At 56.8% G+C, this 25,305-nt stretch carries 23 protein-coding genes; 15 read left to right on the forward strand and 8 right to left on the reverse strand.

Features of this window, described 5'->3' with window-relative positions:
• Window positions 1-18: 18 nt before the first annotated feature.
• The 5 genes from AC3CHX_RS20815 (at window position 19) to AC3CHX_RS20835 (ending at window position 4,622) form a co-directional block, all read left to right on the forward strand.
• Window positions 19-1,176, forward strand: coding sequence for an ABC transporter substrate-binding protein (locus tag AC3CHX_RS20815; protein ID WP_488629906.1), 1,158 nt, complete (start codon window positions 19-21; stop codon window positions 1,174-1,176).
• 186 nt (window positions 1,177-1,362) lie between these two features.
• Complete coding sequence (locus tag AC3CHX_RS20820) at window positions 1,363-2,244, forward strand: branched-chain amino acid ABC transporter permease (RefSeq protein ID WP_488629907.1); 882 nt, start codon at window positions 1,363-1,365, stop codon at window positions 2,242-2,244.
• Between the two features lie 13 nt (window positions 2,245-2,257).
• Entirely contained in the window at window positions 2,258-3,139 is an 882-nt protein-coding gene (locus AC3CHX_RS20825) for a branched-chain amino acid ABC transporter permease (protein ID WP_488644886.1), read from the forward strand.
• Complete coding sequence (locus tag AC3CHX_RS20830) at window positions 3,139-3,900, forward strand: ABC transporter ATP-binding protein (protein ID WP_488629908.1); 762 nt, start codon at window positions 3,139-3,141, stop codon at window positions 3,898-3,900. The genes AC3CHX_RS20825 and AC3CHX_RS20830 overlap by 1 nt, the downstream gene beginning before the upstream one ends.
• A gap of 35 nt (window positions 3,901-3,935) precedes the next feature.
• Window positions 3,936-4,622: an ABC transporter ATP-binding protein gene (locus AC3CHX_RS20835; protein WP_488644887.1), complete on the forward strand. Its 687-nt coding sequence runs from the start codon at window positions 3,936-3,938 to the stop codon at window positions 4,620-4,622.
• A gap of 73 nt (window positions 4,623-4,695) precedes the next feature.
• Here AC3CHX_RS20835 and pmbA read toward each other — a convergent pair whose 3' ends face one another.
• Window positions 4,696-6,060, reverse strand: a complete 1,365-nt coding sequence (gene pmbA / locus AC3CHX_RS20840; protein ID WP_488629909.1) for a metalloprotease PmbA — start codon at window positions 6,058-6,060, stop codon at window positions 4,696-4,698.
• 204 nt (window positions 6,061-6,264) lie between these two features.
• On the opposite strand from pmbA, the gene yjgA reads away from it, so the two are divergent.
• The 3 genes from yjgA to AC3CHX_RS20855 are packed head-to-tail and all read left to right on the forward strand — an operon-like array spanning window position 6,265 to window position 8,166.
• Entirely contained in the window at window positions 6,265-6,867 is a 603-nt protein-coding gene (gene yjgA, locus AC3CHX_RS20845) for a ribosome biogenesis factor YjgA (protein WP_488629910.1), read from the forward strand.
• On the forward strand, window positions 6,848-7,480 hold the full coding sequence (mog, locus tag AC3CHX_RS20850; protein WP_488644888.1) for a molybdopterin adenylyltransferase: 633 nt from the start codon (window positions 6,848-6,850) through the stop codon (window positions 7,478-7,480). Before yjgA ends, mog begins: the two co-directional genes overlap by 20 nt.
• A 17-nt stretch (window positions 7,481-7,497) precedes the next feature.
• Complete coding sequence (locus AC3CHX_RS20855; protein WP_488629911.1) at window positions 7,498-8,166, forward strand: alpha/beta hydrolase; 669 nt, start codon at window positions 7,498-7,500, stop codon at window positions 8,164-8,166.
• A gap of 79 nt (window positions 8,167-8,245) precedes the next feature.
• Here AC3CHX_RS20855 and AC3CHX_RS20860 read toward each other — a convergent pair whose 3' ends face one another.
• Window positions 8,246-8,443 carry a heavy-metal-associated domain-containing protein gene (locus tag AC3CHX_RS20860; RefSeq protein ID WP_488629912.1) on the reverse strand — a complete coding sequence of 66 codons (198 nt, stop codon included), beginning with the start codon at window positions 8,441-8,443 and terminating at the stop codon, window positions 8,246-8,248.
• A 160-nt stretch (window positions 8,444-8,603) separates the two neighbouring features.
• On the opposite strand from AC3CHX_RS20860, the gene AC3CHX_RS20865 reads away from it, so the two are divergent.
• The 4 genes from AC3CHX_RS20865 to AC3CHX_RS20880 all read left to right on the forward strand — a co-directional run bounded on the left by AC3CHX_RS20865 (window position 8,604) and on the right by AC3CHX_RS20880 (window position 12,679).
• A complete protein-coding gene (locus tag AC3CHX_RS20865) occupies window positions 8,604-11,075 on the forward strand; it encodes a heavy metal translocating P-type ATPase (RefSeq protein WP_488629913.1) in 2,472 nt (823 codons plus the stop codon).
• Window positions 11,072-11,467, forward strand: coding sequence for a Cu(I)-responsive transcriptional regulator (cueR, locus tag AC3CHX_RS20870; protein ID WP_488644889.1), 396 nt, complete (start codon window positions 11,072-11,074; stop codon window positions 11,465-11,467). The genes AC3CHX_RS20865 and cueR overlap by 4 nt, the downstream gene beginning before the upstream one ends.
• Window positions 11,468-11,604: 137 nt before the next feature.
• Complete coding sequence (locus AC3CHX_RS20875) at window positions 11,605-12,060, forward strand: DUF411 domain-containing protein (protein ID WP_488629914.1); 456 nt, start codon at window positions 11,605-11,607, stop codon at window positions 12,058-12,060.
• Between the two features lie 247 nt (window positions 12,061-12,307).
• The gene (locus AC3CHX_RS20880; protein WP_488629915.1) at window positions 12,308-12,679 is read left to right on the forward strand and encodes a copper-binding protein; all 372 of its coding nucleotides are present in this window, start codon (window positions 12,308-12,310) and stop codon (window positions 12,677-12,679) included.
• A 105-nt stretch (window positions 12,680-12,784) separates the two neighbouring features.
• Here AC3CHX_RS20880 and purU read toward each other — a convergent pair whose 3' ends face one another.
• Together purU and AC3CHX_RS20890 are read right to left on the reverse strand one after the other, a co-directional pair.
• A complete protein-coding gene (gene purU, locus AC3CHX_RS20885) occupies window positions 12,785-13,654 on the reverse strand; it encodes a formyltetrahydrofolate deformylase (RefSeq protein ID WP_488629916.1) in 870 nt (289 codons plus the stop codon).
• 251 nt (window positions 13,655-13,905) lie between these two features.
• On the reverse strand, window positions 13,906-14,451 hold the full coding sequence (locus AC3CHX_RS20890) for a bactofilin family protein (protein WP_488629917.1): 546 nt from the start codon (window positions 14,449-14,451) through the stop codon (window positions 13,906-13,908).
• A 508-nt stretch (window positions 14,452-14,959) separates the two neighbouring features.
• Here AC3CHX_RS20890 and AC3CHX_RS20895 point away from each other — a divergent pair.
• From AC3CHX_RS20895 to AC3CHX_RS20905, 3 genes are all read left to right on the forward strand, one after another.
• Window positions 14,960-16,063, forward strand: coding sequence for a YjgN family protein (locus AC3CHX_RS20895; RefSeq protein WP_488629918.1), 1,104 nt, complete (start codon window positions 14,960-14,962; stop codon window positions 16,061-16,063).
• Window positions 16,064-16,072: 9 nt separating this feature from the next.
• Entirely contained in the window at window positions 16,073-17,062 is a 990-nt protein-coding gene (locus AC3CHX_RS20900; RefSeq protein WP_488629919.1) for a M48 family metallopeptidase, read from the forward strand.
• Window positions 17,063-17,140: 78 nt separating this feature from the next.
• Window positions 17,141-17,935: a thymidylate synthase gene (locus AC3CHX_RS20905; RefSeq protein WP_488629920.1), complete on the forward strand. Its 795-nt coding sequence runs from the start codon at window positions 17,141-17,143 to the stop codon at window positions 17,933-17,935.
• Window positions 17,936-18,005: 70 nt separating this feature from the next.
• On the opposite strand, the gene AC3CHX_RS20910 is transcribed toward AC3CHX_RS20905, so the two are convergent.
• The 4 genes from AC3CHX_RS20910 to mdoH form a co-directional block, all read right to left on the reverse strand.
• Entirely contained in the window at window positions 18,006-19,445 is a 1,440-nt protein-coding gene (locus AC3CHX_RS20910; protein ID WP_488629921.1) for an efflux transporter outer membrane subunit, read from the reverse strand.
• Between the two features lie 11 nt (window positions 19,446-19,456).
• On the reverse strand, window positions 19,457-20,857 hold the full coding sequence (locus tag AC3CHX_RS20915) for an efflux RND transporter periplasmic adaptor subunit (RefSeq protein ID WP_488629922.1): 1,401 nt from the start codon (window positions 20,855-20,857) through the stop codon (window positions 19,457-19,459).
• Window positions 20,858-21,128: 271 nt separating this feature from the next.
• Window positions 21,129-22,724, reverse strand: a complete 1,596-nt coding sequence (locus AC3CHX_RS20920; protein WP_488629923.1) for an OpgD/OpgG family glucan biosynthesis protein — start codon at window positions 22,722-22,724, stop codon at window positions 21,129-21,131.
• Window positions 22,725-22,743: 19 nt separating this feature from the next.
• Window positions 22,744-25,287, reverse strand: a complete 2,544-nt coding sequence (gene mdoH, locus AC3CHX_RS20925; RefSeq protein WP_488644890.1) for a glucans biosynthesis glucosyltransferase MdoH — start codon at window positions 25,285-25,287, stop codon at window positions 22,744-22,746.
• Window positions 25,288-25,305 lie beyond the last annotated feature (18 nt).

Below are 25,305 nucleotides of genomic sequence, written 5' to 3' on the forward strand. Positions count from 1 at the left end.
TACCCGGAGAACTCAAAGATGCAACTACATACCATGTTGAAAACATTGACCGCAGTGGTACTCGGCGCAACCTTGGCACAATCCGCACTTGCTGCGGACGTCAAACTCGGCGTGGCGGCCGCACTGACCGGTCCCGCCGCCAAATACGGCGTCGCCATCAAAAACGGCTTTACGCTGGCGGCTGAAGAGGTGAACGCCAAGGGCGGCGTCAACGGCGACAAACTGGTATTGGTGATAGAAGACGAGCAAGGAAAAAAAGAAGATGCCATCAACGTCTTCAAGAAACTGATTTTCCAGGACAAGGCGCTGCTGGTGTTCGGCCCTACCCTGTCCAACTCGGCCTTTGCCGCCGACCCGATTGCCAACGCCTCGAAAGTCGTCGCTTTCGGCACCAGCAATACTGCCGATGGCATCACTGCAATGGGCCCGTTCACCTTCCGTAACTCGGTCATGGAAGCCGATGTTTTGCCGGTCACGACACGCGCCGCAGTCAAGCATTTCGGGATCAAGAAGGTCGCTGTCATTTACGGCAACGACGATGCGTTCACCAAGAGCGGTTACGAGGTTTTCAAAGCCACCCTGGCGCAGCAAAAAATCCCTGTGACAACGACTGAAGCGTATGCCAAGGGCGACGTTGACTTCAAAGCGCAGCTGACCAAGATCAAGGCCTCGAATCCGGATGCCATCGTCTGCTCTTGCCTGACCGAAGAGGCCGCCAACATCATTCTGCAAACCCGCGGACTCGGCATGAAGCAACCGTTTATCGGTGGCAATGGTTTGAATTCGCCCAAGCTGTTTGAGATTGCCAAAGGTGCCGGCGACAACACCATCATGGGCAGCCCATGGTCGGCGGAAAATCTGACACCTGCCAACAAAGCCTTCATCGCCGCTTACAAGGCAAAGTTCGGCAGCGATCCGGATCAGTTTGCGGCGCAAGCCTACGACGCGCTGTATATCGTCGCTGCGGCACTGAAAAATATCAAATTGTCCGGCGCATTGCCTGCCGACCGTATCGCGTTGCGCGATGCCCTGCCGGCAGTCAAGATCGATGGAGCAACCGGCAAATTCGCCTTCCGCAAAGCACCTGAAGCAGGCGGCAAGCCAGTCGGCTACGACGCGCAGCAAGAAGCGATTGTGAATATTGCCAAAGGCGGCAAGTTCGTACTGTTGAAGTAAATCCGTCGGCTGCAAAATCGGCTTCAGGTCATGGACCAACCGCAAGCCGGTTTGCGTCTTAACCTGATTAAAGGTTTGCGCATTTTTACGATCACGACAAGGCACACCGACAAACCGTCGGCGTGCCTTTCGCTTTGGTTCCGGCTTTACCTTTTGCATATCCGGTTTAAATAAAGAGTTCTCCCTATGCTCGAACAACAACTTATCAACGCCCTCTCGCTCGGCAGCGTCTATGCGCTGTTTGCGTTAGGTTTCACGCTGGTGTTCGGCGTGCTCGGCGTGATCAACTTATCGCACGGCGCGATTTTCATGCTGGGCAGTTATGTCGCGCTCATACTGGTCGAGCAGCTGGCGCTGCCGCTATGGCTGGCGATGCTGCTGGCGATGCTGGTTTCCGGCGTGATCGGCCTGCTGGTCGACTATCTGGTGCTGCGACCGCTGCGCAAGCGCAACGCACCGCATCTGGCGCCGATGATCGCGACCATTGGCGTTGCCATCATTCTGACCAATCTGGCGCAAGGTTTGTTTGGCGCGGAAAACAAGCGCTTCCCGCTTGGCACCATTCCTGAAGACAGTTTTACCATCGGCAACCTGCATGTGACCGCAGTGCAAATTGGCATCGTCGTCATTTCGTTTGTGCTGATGCTGGTATTGCTGGCCGTCATGCGCCGTACCCAACTGGGACGCGCATTGCGGGCGATCGCGGAGTCGCCGAAAGCGGCGTATCTGCTCGGGATCAATGTCGAAGGCCTGTTTTACCTGACTTCGTTTGCCGCTGCGGCACTGGGCGGCGCGGCCGGCGTGCTGGTCGGCCTGTCGTTCAATGCGATTACCCCCTTCATGGGGCAACCGATGCTGCACAAGGGTATCGCCGTCATTATTCTGGGTGGCATGGGCGACATTCGCGGCGCTATGCTCGCCGGCCTGTTTCTCGGCTTCGCCGAAGTGTTGACGGTGGCATATATTTCAAGCGATTTCCGGGATGCCGTCGGATTCGGCTTGCTGTTTTTGATTTTGCTGGTCAGGCCGTCGGGCATGTTTGGCAAAGTGCTGGAAAGAAAGGCATAACAAGATGGGATTCATGGAATGGTGGGACGGATTCTGGGCAACCTATAACACCGTCGTCTTCAGCATCGGCGTCAACGCCATGCTGGCGCTGTCGATTTACGTCACGCTGTCGTGCGGTTTGCTGTCGCTGGCAAATGCCGCCTTCATGGGGATCGGCGCTTATGCGGCGGCCCTGATCAGCATGCACACCGGCTTGCCGTTTCCGGTGGCGCTCGCTGTCGGCGGCGCCTTACCGGCATTGGTGGCGTTAATCATCGGCATCCCTACCCTGCGCCTGTCCGGTGTCTATCTGGCGATGGCAACCCTGGGTTTTGGCGAAGTGGTACGCGTCGTCGTGCTGAACATGGACATCACCGGCGGTCCGATGGGATTGAATGGCATTCCGCCGATCACCGAATGGTGGCACATCGTGTTGCTGCTCGCAATAACGTTATATGTACTGGCGCGCATCAGACGTTCCAAGATCGGACGTGCGTTTGAAGCGATCAAGGAAGATGAAATCGCCGCGCGTCTGATGGGAGTCAATGTGGCCGGTTACAAGTTGCTGGCGTTCGTGATCGGCGCCACCATCGCCGGTGTTGCGGGCGCTCTGAACGCGCATTACACCTTCACGATCGGGCCGGGGAATTACGCTTTTGAAAACGCCGTGGACATACTCACGATGGCGGTCTTCGGCGGCACCGGCAATCTGATCGGACCGACTATCGGTGCGACGCTGCTGACCTTGTTGCCGGAAGTGCTGCGGCACTTCAAGGATTTCCGGCTGGCTGCGAATGGCGTGATTCTGGTGCTGGTCATTCTATATTTGCCCAAGGGCATCTGGGATCCGCGCCGGATGCGGAATTTTTTCCGGAAAGAAAACAAGCAAATTCAACAACCAGGAAAGCTGCGCTGATGCTACAACTCAACAATATCAGCAAGAACTTTGGCGGCCTGCAAGTACTCCAGGACGTGAATTTCAAGGTCCCGCAAGGCGGCATTTTCGGCCTGATCGGTCCGAATGGTGCCGGCAAAACCACTGTGTTCAATCTGATCACCGGCTTGCTGCGCGCCTCGGGCGGCAGCATTGCATTCGATGGTCGGGATATCGGCAAAGTTGCGCCGCATAAAATCACCGAACGGGGCATCGCCCGCACCTTCCAGAACATCCGCGTGTTCAAGGAAATGACGCTGCTCGAAAACGTCGTGGTCGGCATGCATGATCATATGGATTACGGGATAGCCGGCTTGCTGCTGAATCTGCCCGGTTATCGCAAGATCGAGGCCAGGGCACGCGCGCGCGCGCTGGAATTGTTGTCGTGGGTACGTCTCGATCACAAGGCGCAATTGCTGGCAGACAGCTTGTCGTATGGCGAACAGCGCAAGCTGGAATTTGCCCGCGCACTCGCCACCAAGCCAAAATTATTGCTGCTCGATGAGCCGGTCGCCGGTATGAATCCATCGGAAAAAACCGAACTGATGACCGAGATTCTGAATATCAAGGAGCGCGGTTTCAGTATCTTCATGATCGAACACGACATGCGTTTTGTGATGGGCTTGTGCGACCGCATCGCCGTGCTGAACTTCGGCCGCATCATCGCCGAAGGTACGCCGGATCAAATCAAGAATAATCAGGAAGTGATCGAAGCTTACCTGGGCAAGGAAGAAGCTAATTGAAGCAACTCAACAATCCCATTTTAAGTGTCCATGACATGGCGGTTTCTTACGGTCATATCGAAGCGGTCAAAGGCATCACGCTGACACTCAACGAAGGCGCCATCACGGCCCTGGTCGGTGCCAACGGCGCGGGCAAAAGCACCACGCTGCTGGCGATCTCGGGCTTGCTGAGGCCAACCCGTGGCGCGGTGTTACTCGATGACCTCGACCTCACCAGGCTGTCACCGCACAAGATCGTACAAAGCGGCGTGGTGCAGGTGGCTGAAGGCCGCGCCATCCTGACCACGCTGACCATCGCCGAGAATCTGGCGCTGGGCGCTTACACCCGCAACGACAAAGCGCAAATTGCGCAGGACCTGGAATGGGTGTATTCGCTGTTCCCGGTACTGCAACAGCGCAAGCAAGGCCTGGCTGGCAATCTCTCCGGTGGCGAACAGCAAATGCTCGCCATCGGCCGCGCCCTGATGGCCAAGCCGCGCGTGCTGCTGCTGGATGAACCATCGATGGGCCTGGCCCCGCTGATGGTGCAGGAAATTTTCCGCATCGTCCAGGAAATCAATCGTACCGGCCTCACCATCTTGCTGGTAGAACAAAACGTGCGGCAGGCATTACGGATTGCGCAACACGGTTACGTGCTCGAAACCGGGAAAGTTGTGTTGGCGGATACTGGTGCGAACTTGCTGCAAAACCCCAAGGTACTGGAAGCGTATTTGGGTGGTTGATGCGGGATATGCAGCGGAGGGAGGAAACGCGCAGCGCCTTCCGTCCTACTCCGCTTCGTCAACTGATGAAAAATCAGTTACCGGCAACAGTCATGCTCTCAATCAAAATCGAGCCGGTCTGCTTGGTACCGCGAATCAGCGTGTCGGCACCGATCGCCACGATCTGCGCCAGCATGTCTTTCATGTTGCCGGCAATGGTAATTTCCTCGACCGGATACTGGATCACACCGTTCTCTACCCAATAGCCGGACGCTCCGCGCGAGTAATCGCCAGTCACGTAATTGACGCCCTGGCCCATCAACTCGGTCACCAGCAAACCGGTATGCAGCTTTTTCAGCATCGCGTCGAAGTTGTCGCCGGCTTTGGTCAACGACGAACTAATCGCCAGATTATGTGAGCCGCCGGAGTTGCCGGTGGTTTTCATGCCGAGCTTGCGGGCCGAATAAGTCGACAGGAAATACCCTTGCACGACGCCATCCTTGACCACCTCGCGACGCTGGGTTTTAACGCCCTCATCGTCGAATGGCGCTGAACCGACTGCGCCGACTACGTGCGGATCTTCGACGATCTGAATGTGTGGTGCGAACACTGATTTGCCCAGTGTATCGAGCAGAAAGGTCGACTTGCGATACAACGCGCCACCGGACACGGCCTGCACGAAAGCGCCCAGCAAACCCGCAGCCAGCGGCGCTTCAAACAATACCGGGCATTTACGGGTATCAAGCTGACGCGCGTTCAGGCGCGCCAGCGCGCGCTCGGCGGCGTAACGGCCGATCGCTTCCGGCTTGGCCAGTTTCCCGGGATCGCGCATCGACGAATACCAGTCGTCGCGCTGCATTTTGCTGCCCTTGCCTGCGATAGGCGCTACCGACAGGGTATGACGGGAGAATGGATAACCGCCCATGAAGCCGCGCGAGTTGGCGCTGACAAAATGCGACTGCTGCGCATATACGCCGGCGCCTTCGCTGTTGGTAATCCGCTTGTCGACCGCAAACGCCGCCGCTTCGCAACGTTTCGCCAGCTCTACCGCTTCTTCGGCCGAGATCAGCCAAGGCGTGCACAATTCCAGGTCGCGCGGGTGCATTTCCAGCATGTCTTCATCCGGCAAACCGGCGCAATCGTCTTCGGCGGTAAACCGCGCGATGTTGTAAGCCGCATCGACGGTATCTTTCAGCGACTGGGCCGAAAAATCCGAGGTGCTGGCATTGCCGCGCCGGGTATGGCCTTCTTCGCCCAGGTACACGGTCACGCCCATGCCCTTGTCCTTGTTTTGCTCGATGGTTTCGATGCTGCCCTTGCGTACGCCGACCGACAAGCCGCTGCCTTCGCTGATGTCGACTGCGGCGTTGGAAGCGCCTTTTTCGCGGGCATAGCGCAAAACATCCTGCGCGAGTTGTTGCAACTGGTCCTGAGTATGGAGAAATACGGATGCGCTCATGTGCTGGTTTTCTTTAGTGAACGTAATAAGGGAAGGTCTGATTAAGCTAATGTGCGACAACATTCAGATCAAGAGACAGTTTAACCCACTCTTTCCGATCACTAATGCTTCCCGGCAAGCGTTCCTGTCGATGAGCGACAACGCGCCGCACTAAACCGGTTATCATAGCAGTCGTTTAAAGAGAATGGTTTCACCCTTACTATCATGCCAAATCCAAATCGCGGCTCCTGTGGCTTTCAGTCCACCGAGTTCGAACCAGAATACGACCGTCCGTCCAAGTCCCAACTCAAGCGTGAAATGACTGCGCTGCAGAAGCTGGGAGAAGAGCTGATCGCCGAGTCTCGCGACCGCGTCAAGCGCGTGCCGATGCCGGAAGATGTGCGTGACGCCATCCTCGAATGCCAGCAAATCAAGGACCATGAAGGCCGTCGTCGCCAGACCCAGTATGTCGGCAAAAAGATGCGCACGCTTGAGCCGCACGAGATTGCCGAGATCCAGAAGACCCTGGATAGCTGGAGAGGCTTGTCAAAAGCCGATACCGCGGCAATGCATGCGCTGGAACGGCATCGCGACCGCTTGCTGAAAGACGACGCGGTACTGACCACGTTGCTGACCCAGCATCCGGAACTGGATGTGCAGCACACGCGCACATTGATCCGGAATGCGCGCAAGGAACAGGCTGAAAACAAACCGCCGAAGGCTTATCGCGAGATTTTCCAACTGTTGAAACAGTTGCAAAAACCAAACGCAGATGCAGCCGACCACGAAAATAACGACGACGATGACGATGAGCGTGACGACTCCTGATTCCGCCACCGGCGAGCGCGGATTAAAAATCGGGCTGGTCTCGATCTCGGATCGCGCCAGCACCGGCGTTTATCAGGATCAAGGCATCCCTGCCCTGCAAGACTGGTTCGGCGCTGCGCTGACCAGTCCATGGCAAATGGAAACCCGCCTGATAGCCGACGAGCAGGCACTGATCGAACAAACCCTGATCGAGTTGGTAGATCGACATCATTGCGATCTGGTATTGACCACCGGCGGCACCGGTCCGGCGCGCCGCGACGTTACCCCGGAAGCAACGCTGGCAGTGGCGACCAAGGAAATGCCCGGCTTTGGCGAACAGATGCGTCAGATCAGCCTGCAATTTGTCCCGACGGCGATCCTGTCGCGCCAGGTCGCCGTCATCCGCGAAACCGATGGCCACGCCGCCCTGATCCTGAATCTGCCGGGTCAACCGAAGTCGATCAAGGAAACGCTGGAAGGCCTGAAAGATGCCAATGGCGAGCAAAAAGTCTCCGGCATCTTCGCAGCAATCCCGTACTGCATCGATCTGATCGGCGGCCCGTATATTGAGACCAACGCCGCTGTTTCCAAGTCATTCCGTCCAAAATCGGCGCTCCGTCCAGCGCGCGCCTGAACCCTATTCCCAGCACCATGACCCTTTCCCTACCTACCCAAGAAATCGCCACCTCGGCCACTCCTGGCGCCAGCGTCATCTGGATGCATGGCCTCGGTGCCGACGGCTCGGACTTTGTCCCCATCGTCAATGAACTCGACTTGCGCGGCTGCCCTGGCATCCGCTTCGTTTTCCCGGATGCGCCAACCATGCCGGTGACCATCAACAACGGCTATGTGATGCCGGCCTGGTACGACATTTATGGCGCCGATCTGATGAAACGCGAAGACGAAGCCGGGTTACGCAAGTCGCAGGCGCAGATCGAAGCGTTGATCGCGCAGGAAATTTCCCTTGGCATTCCGGCCAATAAAATCGTCATCGCCGGATTTTCGCAAGGTTGCGCAATGGCCTTGCAAACCGGTTTGCGTTATCCGGAAAAACTGGCGGGGCTGATGTGTTTGTCGGGCTACTTGCCGCTACGTGACAAGCTGGAAGCGGAACGTTCCAGCGCCAATCAGGATACGCCGATTTTCATGGCGCACGGCAGCGCCGATCCGGTGGTCGTCCTCAGCCGCGCAGAACAATCGCGCGACCTGCTGAAGCAACTTGGTTATCAAATCGAATGGCATGAATACCGGATGCAACACTCGGTGTCTGCGGAAGAAGTCGCAGATATCGGCGGCTGGCTGCGTCGGATATTCGCGTAGGTTCAGCAAAGGCGGCACAACTTGCAAAGTCAGATTTTTACAACGTGAAAATCTGACTTTTTTATCGCCCGGGGAAACATCAAACCGGCACCGGCGTATAGCCCGCCTCCCGAATTGCTTCGGCAAACTGTTCAGCGCCTAGCCCACTTTCGATCAAGACCTTCTTTTCTCCAATCCTGGCTTCCACCCTGGCATGCGCATCAACCGCATTGATCGCCCTGGTAATCCGGCCCACGCAATGGTCGCAAGTCATATCCGGCACGTTAAATTCCGTCATCGTAAATACCTCTTTGGTTAGGGATACCATCACTATGGACCCTTCCGCCACGGGAGGGTCAAGTTCCGCTCTACAAAAATATCTGTAAAATTCATCTTGACCTTACCATCATGGGAAGCTGCACCATTTAATCATCATCACTGCCTAAGCGGACTTGCACATGAGCAACGCCAGTAGCACTAACAACCTGAGCGAATTTCAACTGCCGATTGAAGGCATGAGCTGCGCCTCATGTGTTACTCATGTCGAGAAAGCATTGCGCAAGGTCGCCGGGGTCGAGCACGTCAGCGTCAATCTGGCCACAGAACTGGCGACCATCGCATCTGACCGCACCACCGCAGTTGGCGCGTTAGTGGCTGCGGTAGAAAAAGCCGGCTATCAGGTTAAGCAACAGGAAATCACCCTCGCTATCAGCGGCATGAGCTGCGCCTCGTGCGTCGGCAGGGTGGAGAAAGCGCTGCAAAAAGTACCTGGCGTGCAAGCCGTTGCAGTCAATCTCGCGACTGAACTGGCCACCATTGAGACGGTCGGTATAGTGCCAACCGAGCGGCTGCTGGCAGCCGTCGCAGCGGCCGGTTATGAGGCAGCGTTGCCATCCACGCAACCGTTATCGGGAACATCGCCGGCAAGCGCCCTCTGGCCCAGCTGGTGGCCGGTCGCGGTATCGGCCCTGCTGACCTTGCCCTTGATCACACCTATGCTGCTGATGGCAGTTGGCGGCAGCTGGCATTTGTCCGGCTGGTGGCAATTCGCGTTGGCAACGCCGGTGCAATTCTGGCTAGGCGCACGTTTCTACCGTGCCGGCTGGCGCGCACTGAAGGCGGGAACCGGCAATATGGACTTGCTGGTGGCGCTCGGCACCAGCGCTGCTTTTGGCTTATCGCTGTATCAATTGCTGACGCCCCATGCACATGCCATGGGACATGTTTATTTTGAAGCCTCGGCGGCTGTGATTACCTTGGTATTGCTCGGCAAATGGCTGGAAACCCGTGCCAAACGCCAGACCGCCGACGCCATTCGTGCGTTAAATGCGTTGCGTCCGGAGCGTGCCACCGTACGGCGCGACGGCATCGACAGCCAAGTCGCCATTAGTACGCTGCGGGTCCATGACGTCGTCGTGGTGCGCGCCGGTGAAAGTATCGCGGTCGATGGCAAGGTGCAAGAAGGACGCAGTCACGTTGACGAATCGCTGTTGACGGGCGAAAGCCTGCCTGTGGCAAAACAGCCGGACGATCAGGTCAGCGCAGGCGCCATCAATGGCGAAGGTTTGCTGCTGATCGTCACCACCGCCACCGGCGCAGAAACCACCTTGGCGCGCATCATCCGCATGGTCGAGCACGCGCAAGCGGCTAAAGCGCCGATTCAACGTCTGGTCGATCAGGTCAGTGCGGTATTCGTTCCGGTTGTACTGCTCATCGCGTTACTGACCCTGCTCGGCTGGGGCCTGGCGAACGGGAATTGGGAACAGGCCATCCTCAACGCTGTGGCCGTGTTAGTGATCGCCTGCCCCTGCGCTCTGGGTCTGGCGACGCCGACCGCCATCATGGTCGGCACCGGCGTGGCGGCACGCTATGGCATTCTGATCAAAGATGCCGAAGCACTTGAGATTGCCCACCGCGTCAACGTGGTTGCATTCGACAAAACCGGAACGCTGACCGCCGGTCATCCAACCCTCGTCACGTGTCAGGCGAGCGCCAATGACGCGCATGCCGATGACGCTTTACTCGCGCTGGCTGCCGCCGTCCAACGCAACAGCGAGCATCCGCTGGCGCGTGCGGTCAGCACCGCCGCCGCGGCAAAAAATCTGTCGTTCCCATTCGCCACCCAGGTCCAAACCGTCGCCGGCCGAGGCATCCAGGCCAGCGTTGAACGACAACTCTGCTACCTCGGCAGCTCACGCTGGATGCGCGAACTGGGCGTTGACCTTGGCCCACTGGCGGCACGCGCCGCCGGCTTGGAAGCCGATGGCGGCACGATCTCCTGGCTGGCCAGCGCAGGTGAAGCTGCTGGCAAGCCCGTTGTCCGTGGCTTGCTGGCATTTGGCGACAGCGTCAAACCTTCTGCCAGAGGCGCGATTGAACGCTTGCAGCGGCTCTCCATCCGGGTTGCCATGCTAAGTGGCGACAATTGGGGCAGCGCCAATGCGGTCGGCAAGCAAGTCGGCATTTCTGACATACATGCGGAAATTCTGCCCGCTGACAAAGCCAGGGCGATCGTCGCTCTCAAGAGCAACGGTACGGTGGTGGCCATGGTCGGCGATGGCCTCAACGACGCACCGGCATTGGCCGCAGCCGACGTCGGCATCGCCATGTCGACCGGCACCGATGTAGCGATGCACGCTGCCGGCATCACGCTGATGCGCGGCGATCCTGCGCTGGTAGCCGATGCAATTGCCATCTCGCGCCGAACTTACTACAAAATCCGACAAAATCTGTTCTGGGCGTTTGTGTATAACGTGGTCGGCATTCCACTGGCTGCATTGGGTTATCTGAATCCGGTGCTGGCCGGTGCCGCCATGGCCTTCAGCAGCGTCAGCGTGGTAAGTAATGCGTTGCTGTTACGGCGCTGGCGGCCACAACCAAGCGTTCCTCTCCTCCTCAAACAAGGTGTCAAATGCAAACTGAACGCATGAATATCGGCGCCGCCGCACAGGCTTCGGGCGTCTCTGCCAAAATGATTCGCCATTACGAAGAAATCGGCCTGATTGCGCCGGCGACCCGCACCGATGCCGGCTATCGCACCTATTCCGAACGCGATGTGCATTTGCTGCGTTTCATCCGGCAGGGCCGGGTGCTGGGATTTTCGATGAAGCAAATCACCGCGCTTATCGGCCTCTGGCTGGACCAGTCGCGCTCCAGCAGTAAAGTCAAGCAACTGGCACAGGAACACATTCGCGAGCTGGATAAAAAGATCACCGAATTACAGGCCATGAAGTCGACGCTGGAAGGTTTGGCAAGCAATTGTCACGGCGACTCGCGGCCTGAGTGTCCGATTCTGGATGGCCTGGCAGCCTGTCGGACTTAGGAAGAATCGGTCAGACCGCCAGCCAATCGGCGGGCAACAGCACCCTGCGTATTGACGACAGAGTGATGTATCTAGTCATCGATCCGATCGGTCTGCAACGTTGTCACCTAAATTTCTAATTTTCAACAAGGAAGCACATGAATCGTCGATTCTCCCTCAAATTGCTGCTGGCGATATTGCTATTATCCGGCGCCAGCGGCTATGTTTTTGCGGCAAAACCTGTCATCGAAGTTTTCAAGGATGAAAATTGCAGCTGCTGTACTGCCTGGATCAAACATCTGCAAGCCAACGGCTTCGCAGTCAAAGCAAATAATGTCGCCGACACTTCGGTGTATCGTAAAAAACTGCACATGCCGGAGGCCATGGGGTCATGCCACACCGCCACTGTCGATGGCTACACGATCGAAGGCCACGTGCCAGCCCGCGACATCCGGCGTTTACTGAAAGAACGCCCTCAGGCAGTCGGACTGGCAGTCCCGGGCATGTCGCTCGGTTCGCCGGGCATGGAAGGGCCGCGCAAAATGGCGTATGACGTGCTGCTCGTGAAGAGCGATGGCAAGCAGTCCATCTACCAGCACTATGCAGGCGACTAAATGGCTTGGAATTGTGAAAATTTAACGAATGACGCGCGGTGAACTGCATGGACAAGCTTAAAGTAAAGACAACAAGCCATTCATCATTGTCTTTTTAAACATTAAGTAACGACCTGTAAAACCTGTGTATTTTTTATTCCCCTTAACGGAGTATAGGACGGTCTCACCTGAACATTAATCCAATTTAGCCCGACAGAATGCGATGCGTGCAGTTCGCATCGCATTCTCTTTGAAAGGATATCAATCGATGAGCCATCTATATCTATTCGGCAACTTAATGGTGATCGTGACCACGTTGCTGATCGGCCTGCCGTTAACCAGCATGGCCAGCGGTAACGCTGGCAGCCCAGGCAGCAACGCGGAATTGCTGGCCAACCCCAATGACAATTCTGCATTGCCATTGGTCAACGGTGAAATTCTTAAAGTAGATCCAATCGGCAGCAAAATCACCATCAAGCATGATCAAATTCCCAACTTTGGCATGCCGGCGATGACGATGTCGTTCAACGTCAGCGATGTTGAGATGTTGAATCAGTTTAAGGCTGGTGATGCAGTCAAATTTTCGATCAGCAAACTCGCTGGCGCGCTGACCATCATGAGCCTGGAAATGGTTTCCTAGTCAGGGCACTGGATAGCAAAACAGGAGCAAAATTTGCTCCTGTTTTTTTTTCGCATCGTTGAGGCATCTCAAAAAATCCCGTGCAGCAGGTTTTTAGAGATCGCGTTATTTGAATACCACGGTCTTATGCCCATTGAGCAAAATCCGGTGTTCAACAAACCACTTCACCGCACGCGCCAGCACCACCGACTCCACATCGCGCCCAATCGCGGTCAGCGTATCCGGCTCCATCGCATGATCGACCCGGGCCACATCCTGCTCGATGATCGGGCCTTCGTCCAGATCACCGGTCACAAAATGGGCGGTTGCTCCGATCAGCTTGACGCCGCGGTCGTGCGCCTGATAGTACGGCTTGGCGCCCTTGAAACTCGGCAGGAAAGAGTGATGGATATTAATCGCCCGGCCCTTCAAAGCCGTGCATAGTTGCGGCGACAAGATCTGCATGTAACGCGCCAGCACCACCAAATCAATGGCATGGGAATCGACCAGCTCCAGCACGCGCGCTTCTTGCGCCAGTTTGGCTTCAGCCGATGCAGCAGGCGCCAGCGGCAAGTGATGGAACGGGATGTTGTAGCTGGCCGCCAATTGATAAAAATCGGTGTGGTTCGACACAATCGCCGGAATTTCCACTGGCAGCAAACCGCTCTTGTAGCGGAACAGCAAATCGTTCAGGCAGTGGCCGATTTTCGACACCATCAACAGCATGCGCGGCTTCTTGGCAGCGTCATTTAATTGCCAGTTCATTTGCATGGTGCCCGCCAGCGCCGCAAATGAAGCACGCAGCACCTCATCGGCAATAGCCGGATTTTCTGCAGCAAAATGCACGCGCATAAAGAACAGCTTCGATTGCGCATCGCCAAACTGGGCCGAATCGATGATGTTGCAGCCATGTTCGGCCAGAAAGCCCGACACGCGATGCACAATCCCGCGCTGATCGAGGCAGGACAAGGTAAGAATGTATTCTGGATGGCTCATGATGTAAGGAATGTGGAGCAAGCGGCCCGCACTGGAACGAACTTTAGCTTTGGGCGAAAGGCGCTATTGTCGCACGCCTTCAGCAGACAAACAAAACCCGGGCACACTTTGATGAACGCCCGGGTTGATCAGACGAAAAACAGCATCGCCACAGTATCAGGGAACTGTGGCGATGCTGTTTTTGCATCTCGACCTAAAACGCCAACTCAGCGCCAGCTCAGCGCAAAAGCGCTGACCGACAACAGCGCCGCTTAAATGTTGGTCGATGCAATGGCTGGCGCCGTCACCTTAGGCGTTGCGGTTCCGACCTGCACTTCGCCGGTCAATTGACCGCCTTCTTCGATCACGACTTTGCCATAACGGATTTTTCCCGAGACTTTACCGGTTGCATAAATCACCAGCTTTTCACGCACGGTCAGGTCGCCATCGAATTCACCGTGAATTTCAGCCAGATCGATTTCGGCCGAACCTTTAAAAGCGCCCTTCTCAGCGATATGAATAACGCGCGAATTCATGGTCGCTTCAACCCGTCCCTCGACTACCAGCGTATCGCAATCCGTAATTTCAACGCCCTTGAGCTTGATGTTCGGACCGACGATCAGCTTGCTGCCGCCTTCGGCGGTGCTGGACGAGTTCGAATGATGGGAAGACAGCGTGGAGGAAGTGCTCGGCGAACTGACTGGATTAACTTGTTTGGAAAAACTCGATGGGCTATTCGAAGAGAGATTGCTGTTACCGAGAGGGGAAGTAGGGGTTGGGGTTTCGCGCTTACCAAAAAGCGTTTCTGAACGAAGCATGTGATCTCCTGAGGAAAGTACGCGCCATACGCCTGGCGTATGCAATGACGCACTGATAAAAAAAATAATTAAAACTCGAATAACCCTGCTACCTGGTGCTCAGCAACTTGTACTCATCGGCTTGTAAAGCATTATCTGCACGTCACTGTACTGACACACTACAAGATCCGATTTTCCAAGGCACTGCAAATAACCCGGTGAGACAAAAGTCGCTTGCTTCAGAGGCGGATAAATCCTAAAAAGTTCATGTTTAAATTCATTCATTTGTAACAGTGGCAGGAGACATTGCAATGACGTTTTCATTTTTGCAATTCACATGCTGTTTTTAATATACAGGCATATCACACAGGGTGCACTTGCGTTTGCAACAGGCGCGGGATCTGCTGTGACGATTGTTATTTTATATTGACATTTTTATATTGACATTCGTCGCCGGATCATTCATCTTTTACGAAAATAGCAATAAAAATCAGCCTGACCGTTTACTAACTTTAGAGAGGATTAACTAGTGAGCACATCCGATTTGAGTACGCCCGGCTTTGAACCACCATTTGGCCATACGCCGAATCCGGCACCAGCGGCACCGCACTTGGTGCCGTTTTATTTTTCCGGCCGCGGCAGCGAATATTTCCGCATCTGGATCGTCAATCTGCTATTGAGCATCGTCACACTGGGCATTTATTCTGCGTGGGCCAAAGTACGTCGTACACGTTATTTTTACGATAACACAAACGTCGCCGGCACCAGCTTTGAATATCACGGCAATCCGATTGCGATCCTGAAGGGCCGTATCATCTCGGTGGTGTGTATAGTCGGCTACCAACTGGCGTTCAGGTTTTCGCCGGTGCTGGGCCTGGTCATGCTGGCGATTCTATTTGCGGCGTTCCCATGGCTGGTGTGGAAAAGCTATCAGTTCAAACTTTTCAATTCGAGCTATCGCGGCATATCTTTCGGCTTTCGCGGCAGCGCCGGCCAGGCCTATATGAATTACCTGTTATTGCCGATATGCACATTCCTGACCCTCTATCTGCTCACCCCGCTCACGCATCAGCGCATTAAGAAATTTGTGCATAGCGAAAGCAAGTTTGGCGCTACCCATTTTTCATTTCAGGCAACAGTTGGCGCCTTCTATAAAACCTATCTGATCGGTTTTGGGATTGCACTGGTCGGCTACATAGCGATCTTCAGCGCTTTTGGCGGCACGCTGGTTGCGCTGTTTGGCAACATGAAACATGCCGGCGCCGGCGCGTTCGGCAGCGTCATTCTGATGTTTGTGGCGCTGTATGTCTGGACATTTCTGATCGTGCCGCTATTTTTGACCATGATCCAGAACCTGATCTGGAACAACACCAAACTTGGCGATCATCAATTTGCGAGCAAGCTGAAATGGTCGAGAATGACGTTCATCATGATCACCAATCTGATCGGCATCGCCTTCACCCTCGGGCTGTTCACCCCGTTCGCACAAATCCGCGCGATGAAATATCGTCTCGAATCGATGTCGCTCACGGCCAACAGCTCGCTGGACGAATTCCTGGCTGACGCGGAGCCAACCGGATCGGCCGTCGGCGAAGGCATGGCGGATCTGCTCGACTTCGACCTTTCTCTCTGAGCAAAACAGATGGCTATTCCCGCGTTCTATTTCGACGGCAGGACCTCACGCAAGCACACGGTAGAACTGACCGTCGAAGCGGGCATCGCCTTCATTCGGGGCGACGCGGAACGGCAGTGTCCACTGACCGCTCTGCGGGTTTCCGAGAGGGTTGCCAGCGCTGCCCGCAAGGTCACCTTTCCCGACGGCGCCTATCTGGAAATTGCGGATAACGCTGCGTTCAACGCACTGCTGGCCGGCACCGGCCACCGGGATTCGATCGTGGTGCGCATGCAGCAAAGCTGGCGTGCCACATTGCAGGTGACGGTGCTGCTGCTGGCGCTGCTGGTGCTGAGCTATTTGTATGTTCTGCCTGCCGCCTCCGGCTGGGTCGCCAATGCCCTGCCTGAAGCGGTCGAGCGCCGCATCGGTCAGGGCACCCTGGAGTTTCTCGATCAGCGCGTCTTTTCACCCAGTAAACTGTCGCAACGGCAGCGCGACGCCATCGTCAATCGCTTCAAGGCAATGAAGCCGCCCAGAAACGGTGCGCCAAATTATCAGATCGTATTTCGCAAAAGCAGGATCGGACCGAATGCCTTCGCGCTGCCATCGGGCGACATCGTGCTGACCGATGAAATCGTCAAATTAATCGATGACGACAATGCCCTGATGGGGGTGCTCGCGCATGAACTCGGCCATCTGCATCAGCGGCACCTGATGCGGCGCCTGATTCAAAGCTCGGTGATAGGCGCTGCCAGCACCGTATTATTTGGTGACGTATCAGCAGTGCTGGCGAATATTCCGACCGTAATGCTCGACCTGAAATACTCGCGCGACGTCGAACTGGAAGCGGACGACTATGCGATTGCGATGTTCAAGGCCAATGGCATCAGCCTGAAATCACTGGCGCATACTTTTGAAAAGCTGGGTAGCGAACCGGGTGAATTCTCAAGCTATCTGTCGACCCATCCCGCCAGCAGCGAACGCATACAACGGATCTTGAAAGCCGAACAGGCTTGAGGAAGTTGGCCCAAGGGCTGGTTTTGCGCAATACGTTACAATCACGCCATTCGAAACCGCTTCAACTAAATTCCATCCATGCGTCAATATCTCGATTTCATGCGCCACGTACACGAACATGGCGCCGTCAAAACCGACCGCACCGGCACCGGCACACGCTCTGTGTTCGGCTATCAGATGCGCTTCGATCTCCAGGAAGGTTTTCCACTGCTGACCACCAAGAAGCTGCACCTGAAGTCTATCGTGCACGAGCTGATCTGGTTTCTGGCGGGCTCGACCAACATCCGCTACCTGACAGAGCATGGCGTCAAAATCTGGGATGAATGGGCCGATGCCGAGGGCAATCTGGGGCCGATTTACGGTTATCAGTGGCGCTCGTGGCCGACACCGGACGGCACCCACATCGATCAGATTACGCAAGTTGTCGATCAGATCAAAAACACGCCAGACTCGCGCCGTTTGATTGTATCTGCCTGGAACGTTGCGGATATTCCGCAGATGAAACTGCCGCCATGCCATGCCTTTTTCCAGTTCTATGTCGCCAACGGCAAGCTGTCATGCCAGCTGTATCAGCGCAGCGCCGACATCTTCCTCGGCGTACCGTTCAATATCGCGTCATACGCGTTACTGACCCACATGGTGGCGCAACAGTGCTGCCTTGAAGTCGGTGATTTTGTCTGGACCGGCGGTGATTGCCACCTGTATTCGAACCATACCGAACAGGTGGAAGAGCAATTGTCACGCAGCCCCGGCCCGTTGCCGAAACTGCTCATCAAGCGCAAACCGGCTTCGATTTTCGACTATAAATTCGAGGACTTCGAGATCGCTGATTACCATCCCCAGGCCCACATCAAGGCACCGGTGGCAGTGTAAGCCGCGCGGCGCATGGCATATCGGAAGTCGGTCGAAAAATCGGCGTATTGCGCGCCGATTAACTTGGTAATCAAGTTCCGCCAGAAACCTTGTGGCTGGCATCGTCCTGCCAGCCGCCCCCAAGTGCCTTATACAAAGACACGGTGGCCTGCAAGCGTTTCAGTTTCAGTTTTCCCAATTCGTTCTGCACGTCCGATAGCGCACGCTGGGTATCCAGCACCGTCATCAAATCTTCGGCACCTACCCGATAGCGGATTTCCGACAAATTGAACGCAAAACGCGCTTGTTCCATTTCGGTAGTTTTCAACTGCCGCTGCTCATCCAGACTCCGGATCTGGCCCAGCACGGTGTCCACTTCCGACAACGCGGCAATCACCGTCGAGCGATAAACCTGCACCAGCTCCTGTTTTTGCGCGATGGCCAGATCACGTTGACTTTTCAGAAGGCCGGCATCAAAAATCGGTGCAATCAGCGAGGCGCCCACATTCGCGAGTAAGTTCGGGCCATTAAACAACGACAGCAACGCACTACTTTGCGCCCCCGTCGAACCGGTCAGGCGAATACTCGGAAACAGGGCCGCGCGCGCCACCGCGACGTTGGCATTGGCGGCCGCGAGTTGCGCCTCGGCATGCCGGATATCCGGCCGCCGCGATAGCAGTTCGGACGGCAAGCCTGGCGTCACATCGGGCAGAGCTATGGTATTCAGTCCGTGATTCGCGACCTTGAAGGTTTGCGACGATCGTCCGAGCAAAATCGCCAATGCCGACTGCGCCTCGCGCTCTTGCTGCATCAAATCCGGAATTGCCGCCTTCTGTCCGGCCACGGCCGAACGCTGACGTGCCAGATCCAGCGGCGATGCGGCACCTGCGCTGCTTTGCGCTTCCACCAGAAACAGCACACGTTCGGCAGTCGCCACGTTCTCACGCGCAATGTCGAGACGATCGTGGAGCGACAGCACCTGCAGATAAGTCGAGACGATACCGCTGGTCACCGTCAAGGCCACGGTTTGGCGATCATAGCGATTGGCTTTTAACGAAGCCTCGGCGGCGGCCAGGCTGGCCTTGTTCTTGCCCCAGAAATCAATTTCGTAACCGACCTGCAACAGCCCGCTGGCAGAAGTATTGGCGCTGCCGCTCCTCCCGAGCGGCAGGTCGCGATTGGCGCCGGTAGAAAAATCGACAGTCGGCAACAGCGGCGCACCTGCAATCCGCGCCTGTGCCTCCGCCTGCCGCACGCGCGACAGCGCCGCAGCAATTTCCAGATTGCTCTTTTGGCCTTCGTCCACCAGTTCGGTCAACTCCTTGCTGCCAAAGCGACTCCACCAATTGTTATCAGGCCATTCCTGATCACCCGATTTACCGCCCAGTGTCCAGCCGGCCGGCATTTCCACCGCCGGTGGCGGCTCCGTGATGGGAATGTTGTGCGCGCATCCGGCCAACGCCGCACACAACAGGCCGAGCAATATCCCCGGAGCAGAGGAACATCGGGGAAAAACCGAAAGGACCTTCATGCGACGTCCCATTAGCGCGCTGCCGATGCTGCGCCAGCGTCACCTGCGGCACCGGCTGGCGGTGCGGCACTGTGCGTTGCCGCCGGAGCCGACGACGCTGCCGGGCCGTCCTGCTTGGCCGTGGTGGCTGCATTCGGCGAATTCGGCGAATTCGGCGAATTCGGCGAATTCGCCGGATTGGCGGAGGGTTGTTTTTGCTTGAGCAATACCGCAGGCACTGGCCCGACCAGCAACTGCTCGCCTTCTGCCAGACCGGATAGAACTTGTACCTGCTGTTGATTGCGCACGCCGATCTTCAGCTTGCGTCGACTGAGTTGCAAATTGGCGTCCAGCACATTGGCGTGGTACCAACCGTCGGCATCCGGCCTGCCCAATAAACTTACCGGCAACAGCACCGCATCTTGCGCCTGCGCGACAATAAACTGCACTTGCGTGCTCATGCCGCTCATCAACTCCTGTTCCGCATTATCGACTTCAAACAGGACATTATAAAAAGTCTGCTTGCCTTGCTCGCCGGTGCCATCGGCCGGTACGGGAATCACCTGGCGCAGCTTGCCCGACCAGCGTTTGCCGGGATAGCCGGGGGTCGTGAAATTCGCCGTCATACCGCGCCGCAAGCGGGTCACATCGATTTCCGCGACGCGCGCCTGCACCGTCATTTTTGAAAGATCGGCAATCCGCATCAACGGCGCGGCCGGTTGCGTGGTGCCCACCATTTGTCCCGGACGCGCATTCAGCGCCACCACGGTGCCGGAAATCGGCGCCAGCACGTGCGTGTGCTGACGGCTATCTTCATCCAGTTTCAGCGTCGCCTCGACCTGGCGGATTTGCGCGTTGATTGCATCCACCCGCGCGCTGGCCGACGACATGCCCATGCGGGCGGATTCGAAGGTTTCCTCGCGCGTGGCGTTTTGCGCTTTTAGCTGGGTCTGCCGCTTGAACTGCAACTCGGCAAAATCCATCTGCGCCCGCTGATCCGCCAGTTCCGCCTGCAACCGCGCCATTTGAGCGCGATTGCTTTCCATCTTCGCCGGTTGCAAGGTTGGTGTGATTTCAACCAGCATCGTGCCGGACTTGACCGTATCGCCAACGCCAACCAGGACGTCCTTAATCTGACCGGCAACCTGGGAATTTGCGTCGGCGTATTTATACAGTTGCAATTTTCCGGCGGCATCGACCGTTTGCTGGATATCGCCGCGCTGCACGGTTACCGTATCGAACTTGACTGGCGCGGGCGGACCGACCATCTCCGGTACGGCGACCGGCTTCGGCTGTTGCAGCACTTGCGCCAGCACTACGCCCGCGCTGAGCACGATCACAAGCAACACCCCGGCGATCCGGCCGTTGCGACGAAATGTGCGGGAAGAACCGCCAGAGGCAGGAGATGAAACTTTAATCTGATCAACAATCATCGGTGTCACATCGAAAATAAACAAAAATATGCAGCGGGTTCGGGTCACACATAGCGCACATATGAGCGTCAGGCGAAAATGGATATAGCTGAGAGCGCGTGGCTGAAGTTACACTTTGACAACCAACAGCGACCCGAATATGAAAACACAAGGCGTATTTTAGACGGATTAAGAGGCTTACTCCGAAGCGGGCCGGAAGAGAATAGTAACAATTGTTACCCAGCCCTGGATTGCATGACGTTATGCGGAAAAAGAGGCAAGAAGCCACTGTTTAAAAATGCCGCTGGTCCAGCGCCGGCGGACTCCACTGATACAACCAGGTCTCGCTCAACGGCTGTCCGTCCGCGGCCAGATAAACCCGCAAATCAATCGGTGCAACACCGTCATCAGCCGGCTTCAGATCGAACATCACCCGATAGCCGTGAATACTCGCCAGCGGCCGCGCCGAGGTCACTTCAACCTTGCCGCGCGCAGCACTGATGACCGGCATCACCTTGGCATCCTTGCCCAGCAACTTCAGATCGCCGCCGGCGAAATCGACCACGAAACGGCGTGAATAATAAGTGCGCCTCTGCCCCACCACACCACCCATGCCGGTACGGGTCGCCACGACCGTGGCCAGCGGCGGCACGACCGGCATCTTGCTGCCCCAGTGCAAACGATACGCGAACAAATGCTCTTGACCGGCTTGCGGCTTCTCGGCCGGACTCCAGAAGCAGACGATGTTATCGAAGGTTTCGTCGACGGTCGGAATTTCCACCAGTTGTACCGCACCTTTGCCCCAACCGGACTTCGGCTCGACCCACACGCTCGGACGCCGGTCATAGAACACGCCGTCATCCTGATAGTGATCGAAATTGCGGTCGCGTTGCAGCAAGCCGAAGCCGCGCGGATTTTCATCCTGATAGGCATTGAAGCGCAGATGCTCGGGATTGGTGAGCGGGCGCCAAACCCATTCGCCATTTCCCCGCAGCATCGAGAGGCCGTCGGAATCGTGAATCTCCGGACGCCAGTCATTGGTGGCAGCAACGCGACGGTCGTTTTCGCCATACTGGAACATGCTGGTGAGCGGGGCCACGCCCATCCGTTCGATGGTCTTGCGCGGATACAGTGCGACATCGACGTCCATTACCAGCGTTGCCGCAGGTTGAATTTCGAAGCGATACGCACCCGCCACGCTGGGCGAGTCGAGCAAGGCATATACCACTAATTTGCTCGAATTGTTGCTCGGACGCTCCAGCCAGAAACTGACGAAATTCGGAAACTCTTCCGGCCGCTCCATGCCGCAATCAATCGCCAGACCACGCGCCGACAATCCATATTGCCAGTCAGAACCTACGGCACGGAAATAACTCGCGCCCAGGAACGCTGAAATGTCGCGCTGAAGATCGGTATGAAAATTCACCCGGAAACCGGCAAAGCCCAAATCCTTCGGCATCTTGTCGCCGTGCAGACCGCTTTTGCCATAATCGAACATGGCCGGGTCGTACGCCAGTTCCTGAGCCTGGCCGTTTTTCAATTCGAAGATTTGCACCGGCGATTTGAAAAAAAGGCCCAGGTGAAAAAACTTAGCCTGAAAACGTAATTGATCGCTGGCCCACAAGGCGTGATCGGCGCGGTAAGTGATCGCCTGGTACTGATCCCAGTCGAGCTTCCTGACCTCATCCGGAATATGGTTCTCGGGAGCACGATACGGTTGCCCGGCAAGTTGTCGAGCATACCCTTTGAGCCAGGCATAATCAAAGGCCTGCGCCTTGCCGAAAAATTTCAGTGGACCGGGCGCGGCGGCGGCAGCCAATAATGACTGGGCCGGAAAGCCGGCAGCAGCAAGTGCGGCCGACGCCTTCAAAAAATCGCGTCGTTGCATAGTATTCCTTTTCAGTAAATCAGATTGAGTGACTGGCAGTCATTCCAGCTGGATCGGCCCCAACCAATTCCTGCCACTGCCGATGCGCGTTTGACGAACTCCACACATCGAAGTGCAATTCCGACAGCATCAGCGGATCGTCCAGCAAGGTATTTTTCTGGCGCGGCGACAAGCCGTCGGGGCCCTTTTGCAATGCGGTTTGCGCCAATGCGGCACGTGCTGCCAGGCTCGCCGCGGGAATGCCGGGACGGGCGCTTACCGAGGCGCACACCAGTGCGTTGATCACCGGATCCACCACCGCGTCGGCGAACCCGGCGAATGGCTTGGCTGCATCGTTATACGCGGTAGTCGCCGCCAGTTCGGGCGGCAAGTCCACCTCTTCCGGAATGATGAATAAGCGCGCGTGGCGGAAGCTGCGCCCGAGCGCAACCCGGCTGGAAAATACCGACAGCGGAATCGACAGAACCAGAGAACCGACGATCGGCAACAGCCACCACAAAAACGATGGCTCCAGCAAATACACGCCGGCGCCCCACAATACGCCCAATACCGTATGCCCGCCATGACGCCGGCATGCTTCGCCCCAGGTAGTTTCGGCATCTTCACGCGGCGGCGACTTCCAGCTGATCGCCCAACCGAGAAATGCGCCCACCACAAAACGGGTGTGGAACAACATCCGTACCGGTGCCAGCAACATCGAGAACAGCAGTTCGATCAGCATGCTGAGGGTCAGCCGCAAGACACCGCCGAATTCACGCGCGCCTTTGGCCCAGATCAGGACGACACTGAGAATCTTGGGCAGGAACAACAAGGTCGCAGTGGCGCTAAATAACACCAGTGCCTGTTCAGGATGCCATTCCGGCCATACCGGAAACAGCTGGCCCGGCGTAACAAAATATTCCGGCTCAATCAAGGTGTGCATCGCCAGCAATGCTGTCGACAACACCAAAAATCCGAACCACAGCGGGGCCGATAAATATGCCATCACACCGGTGACGAACACCGCACGGTGAACGCCATGCATGCCGCGCGCCAGGAACAAGCGGAAATTCATCAGATTGCCCTGGCACCAGCGCCGGTCGCGCTTGAGTTCATCCAGCAGATTCGGCGGCATTTCCTCAAAACTGCCCGCCAGATCGTAAGCAATCCAGACCGCCCAGCCGGCCCGCCGCATCAGCGCCGCTTCGACAAAGTCATGCGACAGTATTTCACCGGCCAGCGAACCTTCGCCGGGCAACGGCGCCAATGCGCAATACTGCATAAAAGGCGCGAGGCGAATGATGGCGTTGTGCCCCCAATAATGCGACTCGCCCAATTGCCAGTAATGCAAACCGGCGGTAAACAACGGCCCATACACCCGCGTTGAAAACTGCTGTATCCGCGCATACAAGGTGTCGCGGCCCGCCGCGCGCGGCGCGGTCTGGATGATGCCCGCACGCGGATTGGTTTCCATCAGACGCACCAGAGTGGTCAGGCAAGTCCCGCTCATCACGCTGTCGGCATCCAGCACGATCATGTAGTCGTAGCGTGCGCCCCAGCGCCGGCAAAAGTCGTCGATGTTGCCGCTCTTGCGCTTGACCCGGCGGCGCCGGTGCCGATAAAAAATACGACCGAATGCACCCAGCTTGCGGCACACATTCACCCACGCATCCAGTTCGGCGGTGCAGATGTCGGGATCAGCGCTATCGCTCAGCACAAAGAAATCGAAGCGATCGAGTTCTCCGCTCTGCTGCACCGATTCATAGGTCGCACGCAAGCCGGCGAAGACCCGCGCCACATCTTCGTTACAGATCGGCATGACGATCGCCGTTCTGGCATGCGCGGGAATGGGGCCGGGTGCGGCGTCTTCACGCGAAATGACATAGCGATCGGTACCGCGCATCAGGACCAGGAAGCCGGCCATCGCGGTCCAGAATCCAGCCGAGATCCAGCAAAACAGAATCGCAAACAGCGCCAGCGCCAGTATTTCCATCGGCTTGGCGCCGTGATAAGGCAGCACGGTGCTCATGAAATACGTCGCCAGCACCGTCTGCGCCAGCATCAATATCAGCAGCACGATGCGACGCAGATTGCCCTTGTGCCGCCAACTGCCGCGTGGGTCGTGGCGCTGTTCCGGAGGGACAGCTTGCGCGACGCTGGTTTGTTGCGCGGCCTCCCGCGAAGTCGCCCGCCGTCTGGATTGCAGGCTGGGGCGGCGATCGAATTTGCGATTCGCATTCTCGATCCAGCGCACCAGAGGATTCAGCGTGCCCCACGGATGCGCAACGATTGGCGTGCGCTTTAGCGGCGGCGCGATCGTCACCCGAGTACGGCCGCCGGCGTCAGTGACGATCTCCGGCGTGTAGCTGGCCGTAATGCAGCTTGCTGTGGCGCTGTCATGGCCAGTTTCGCCGTCCACGTCCGCCGGCATGCCGTAAGCCAGCTGCAAACGATAGCCAATCGATGCGTATGCCGGATTGGATGCAACATCGGCGCCATCCATCCCGGCCAACGCCAGATGCAAGTCATGCATTTCGATGACTGTCGTCGCCGTGCCGTCACCATGTATCCGTTCGGACAGCAAGGTACGCTGTCGCGCTGA

The organism is Glaciimonas sp. OK215, assembly GCF_057787885.1.

What these genes read in the sequence shown, in the direction of transcription:
- AC3CHX_RS20830 (WP_488629908.1), top strand. Translation starts at nt 3,139, where the DNA reads ATGCTACAACTCAACAATATCAGCAAGAACTTTGGCGGCCTGCAAGTA.
- AC3CHX_RS20835 (WP_488644887.1), top strand. Translation starts at nt 3,936, where the DNA reads ATGGCGGTTTCTTACGGTCATATCGAAGCGGTCAAAGGCATCACGCTG.
- AC3CHX_RS20915 (WP_488629922.1), bottom strand. Translation starts at nt 20,857, where the DNA reads ATGATTGTTGATCAGATTAAAGTTTCATCTCCTGCCTCTGGCGGTTCT.
- yjgA (WP_488629910.1), top strand. Translation starts at nt 6,265, where the DNA reads ATGCCAAATCCAAATCGCGGCTCCTGTGGCTTTCAGTCCACCGAGTTC.
- AC3CHX_RS20825 (WP_488644886.1), top strand. Translation starts at nt 2,258, where the DNA reads ATGGAATGGTGGGACGGATTCTGGGCAACCTATAACACCGTCGTCTTC.
- AC3CHX_RS20920 (WP_488629923.1), bottom strand. Translation starts at nt 22,724, where the DNA reads ATGCAACGACGCGATTTTTTGAAGGCGTCGGCCGCACTTGCTGCTGCC.
- AC3CHX_RS20865 (WP_488629913.1), top strand. Translation starts at nt 8,604, where the DNA reads ATGAGCAACGCCAGTAGCACTAACAACCTGAGCGAATTTCAACTGCCG.
- AC3CHX_RS20890 (WP_488629917.1), bottom strand. Translation starts at nt 14,451, where the DNA reads ATGCTTCGTTCAGAAACGCTTTTTGGTAAGCGCGAAACCCCAACCCCT.
- AC3CHX_RS20855 (WP_488629911.1), top strand. Translation starts at nt 7,498, where the DNA reads ATGACCCTTTCCCTACCTACCCAAGAAATCGCCACCTCGGCCACTCCT.
- cueR (WP_488644889.1), top strand. Translation starts at nt 11,072, where the DNA reads ATGAATATCGGCGCCGCCGCACAGGCTTCGGGCGTCTCTGCCAAAATG.
- AC3CHX_RS20880 (WP_488629915.1), top strand. Translation starts at nt 12,308, where the DNA reads ATGAGCCATCTATATCTATTCGGCAACTTAATGGTGATCGTGACCACG.
- AC3CHX_RS20860 (WP_488629912.1), bottom strand. Translation starts at nt 8,443, where the DNA reads ATGACGGAATTTAACGTGCCGGATATGACTTGCGACCATTGCGTGGGC.
- pmbA (WP_488629909.1), bottom strand. Translation starts at nt 6,060, where the DNA reads ATGAGCGCATCCGTATTTCTCCATACTCAGGACCAGTTGCAACAACTC.
- AC3CHX_RS20820 (WP_488629907.1), top strand. Translation starts at nt 1,363, where the DNA reads ATGCTCGAACAACAACTTATCAACGCCCTCTCGCTCGGCAGCGTCTAT.
- AC3CHX_RS20910 (WP_488629921.1), bottom strand. Translation starts at nt 19,445, where the DNA reads ATGAAGGTCCTTTCGGTTTTTCCCCGATGTTCCTCTGCTCCGGGGATA.
- AC3CHX_RS20900 (WP_488629919.1), top strand. Translation starts at nt 16,073, where the DNA reads ATGGCTATTCCCGCGTTCTATTTCGACGGCAGGACCTCACGCAAGCAC.
- mog (WP_488644888.1), top strand. Translation starts at nt 6,848, where the DNA reads ATGAGCGTGACGACTCCTGATTCCGCCACCGGCGAGCGCGGATTAAAA.
- AC3CHX_RS20875 (WP_488629914.1), top strand. Translation starts at nt 11,605, where the DNA reads ATGAATCGTCGATTCTCCCTCAAATTGCTGCTGGCGATATTGCTATTA.
- purU (WP_488629916.1), bottom strand. Translation starts at nt 13,654, where the DNA reads ATGAGCCATCCAGAATACATTCTTACCTTGTCCTGCCTCGATCAGCGC.
- AC3CHX_RS20905 (WP_488629920.1), top strand. Translation starts at nt 17,141, where the DNA reads ATGCGTCAATATCTCGATTTCATGCGCCACGTACACGAACATGGCGCC.
- AC3CHX_RS20815 (WP_488629906.1), top strand. Translation starts at nt 19, where the DNA reads ATGCAACTACATACCATGTTGAAAACATTGACCGCAGTGGTACTCGGC.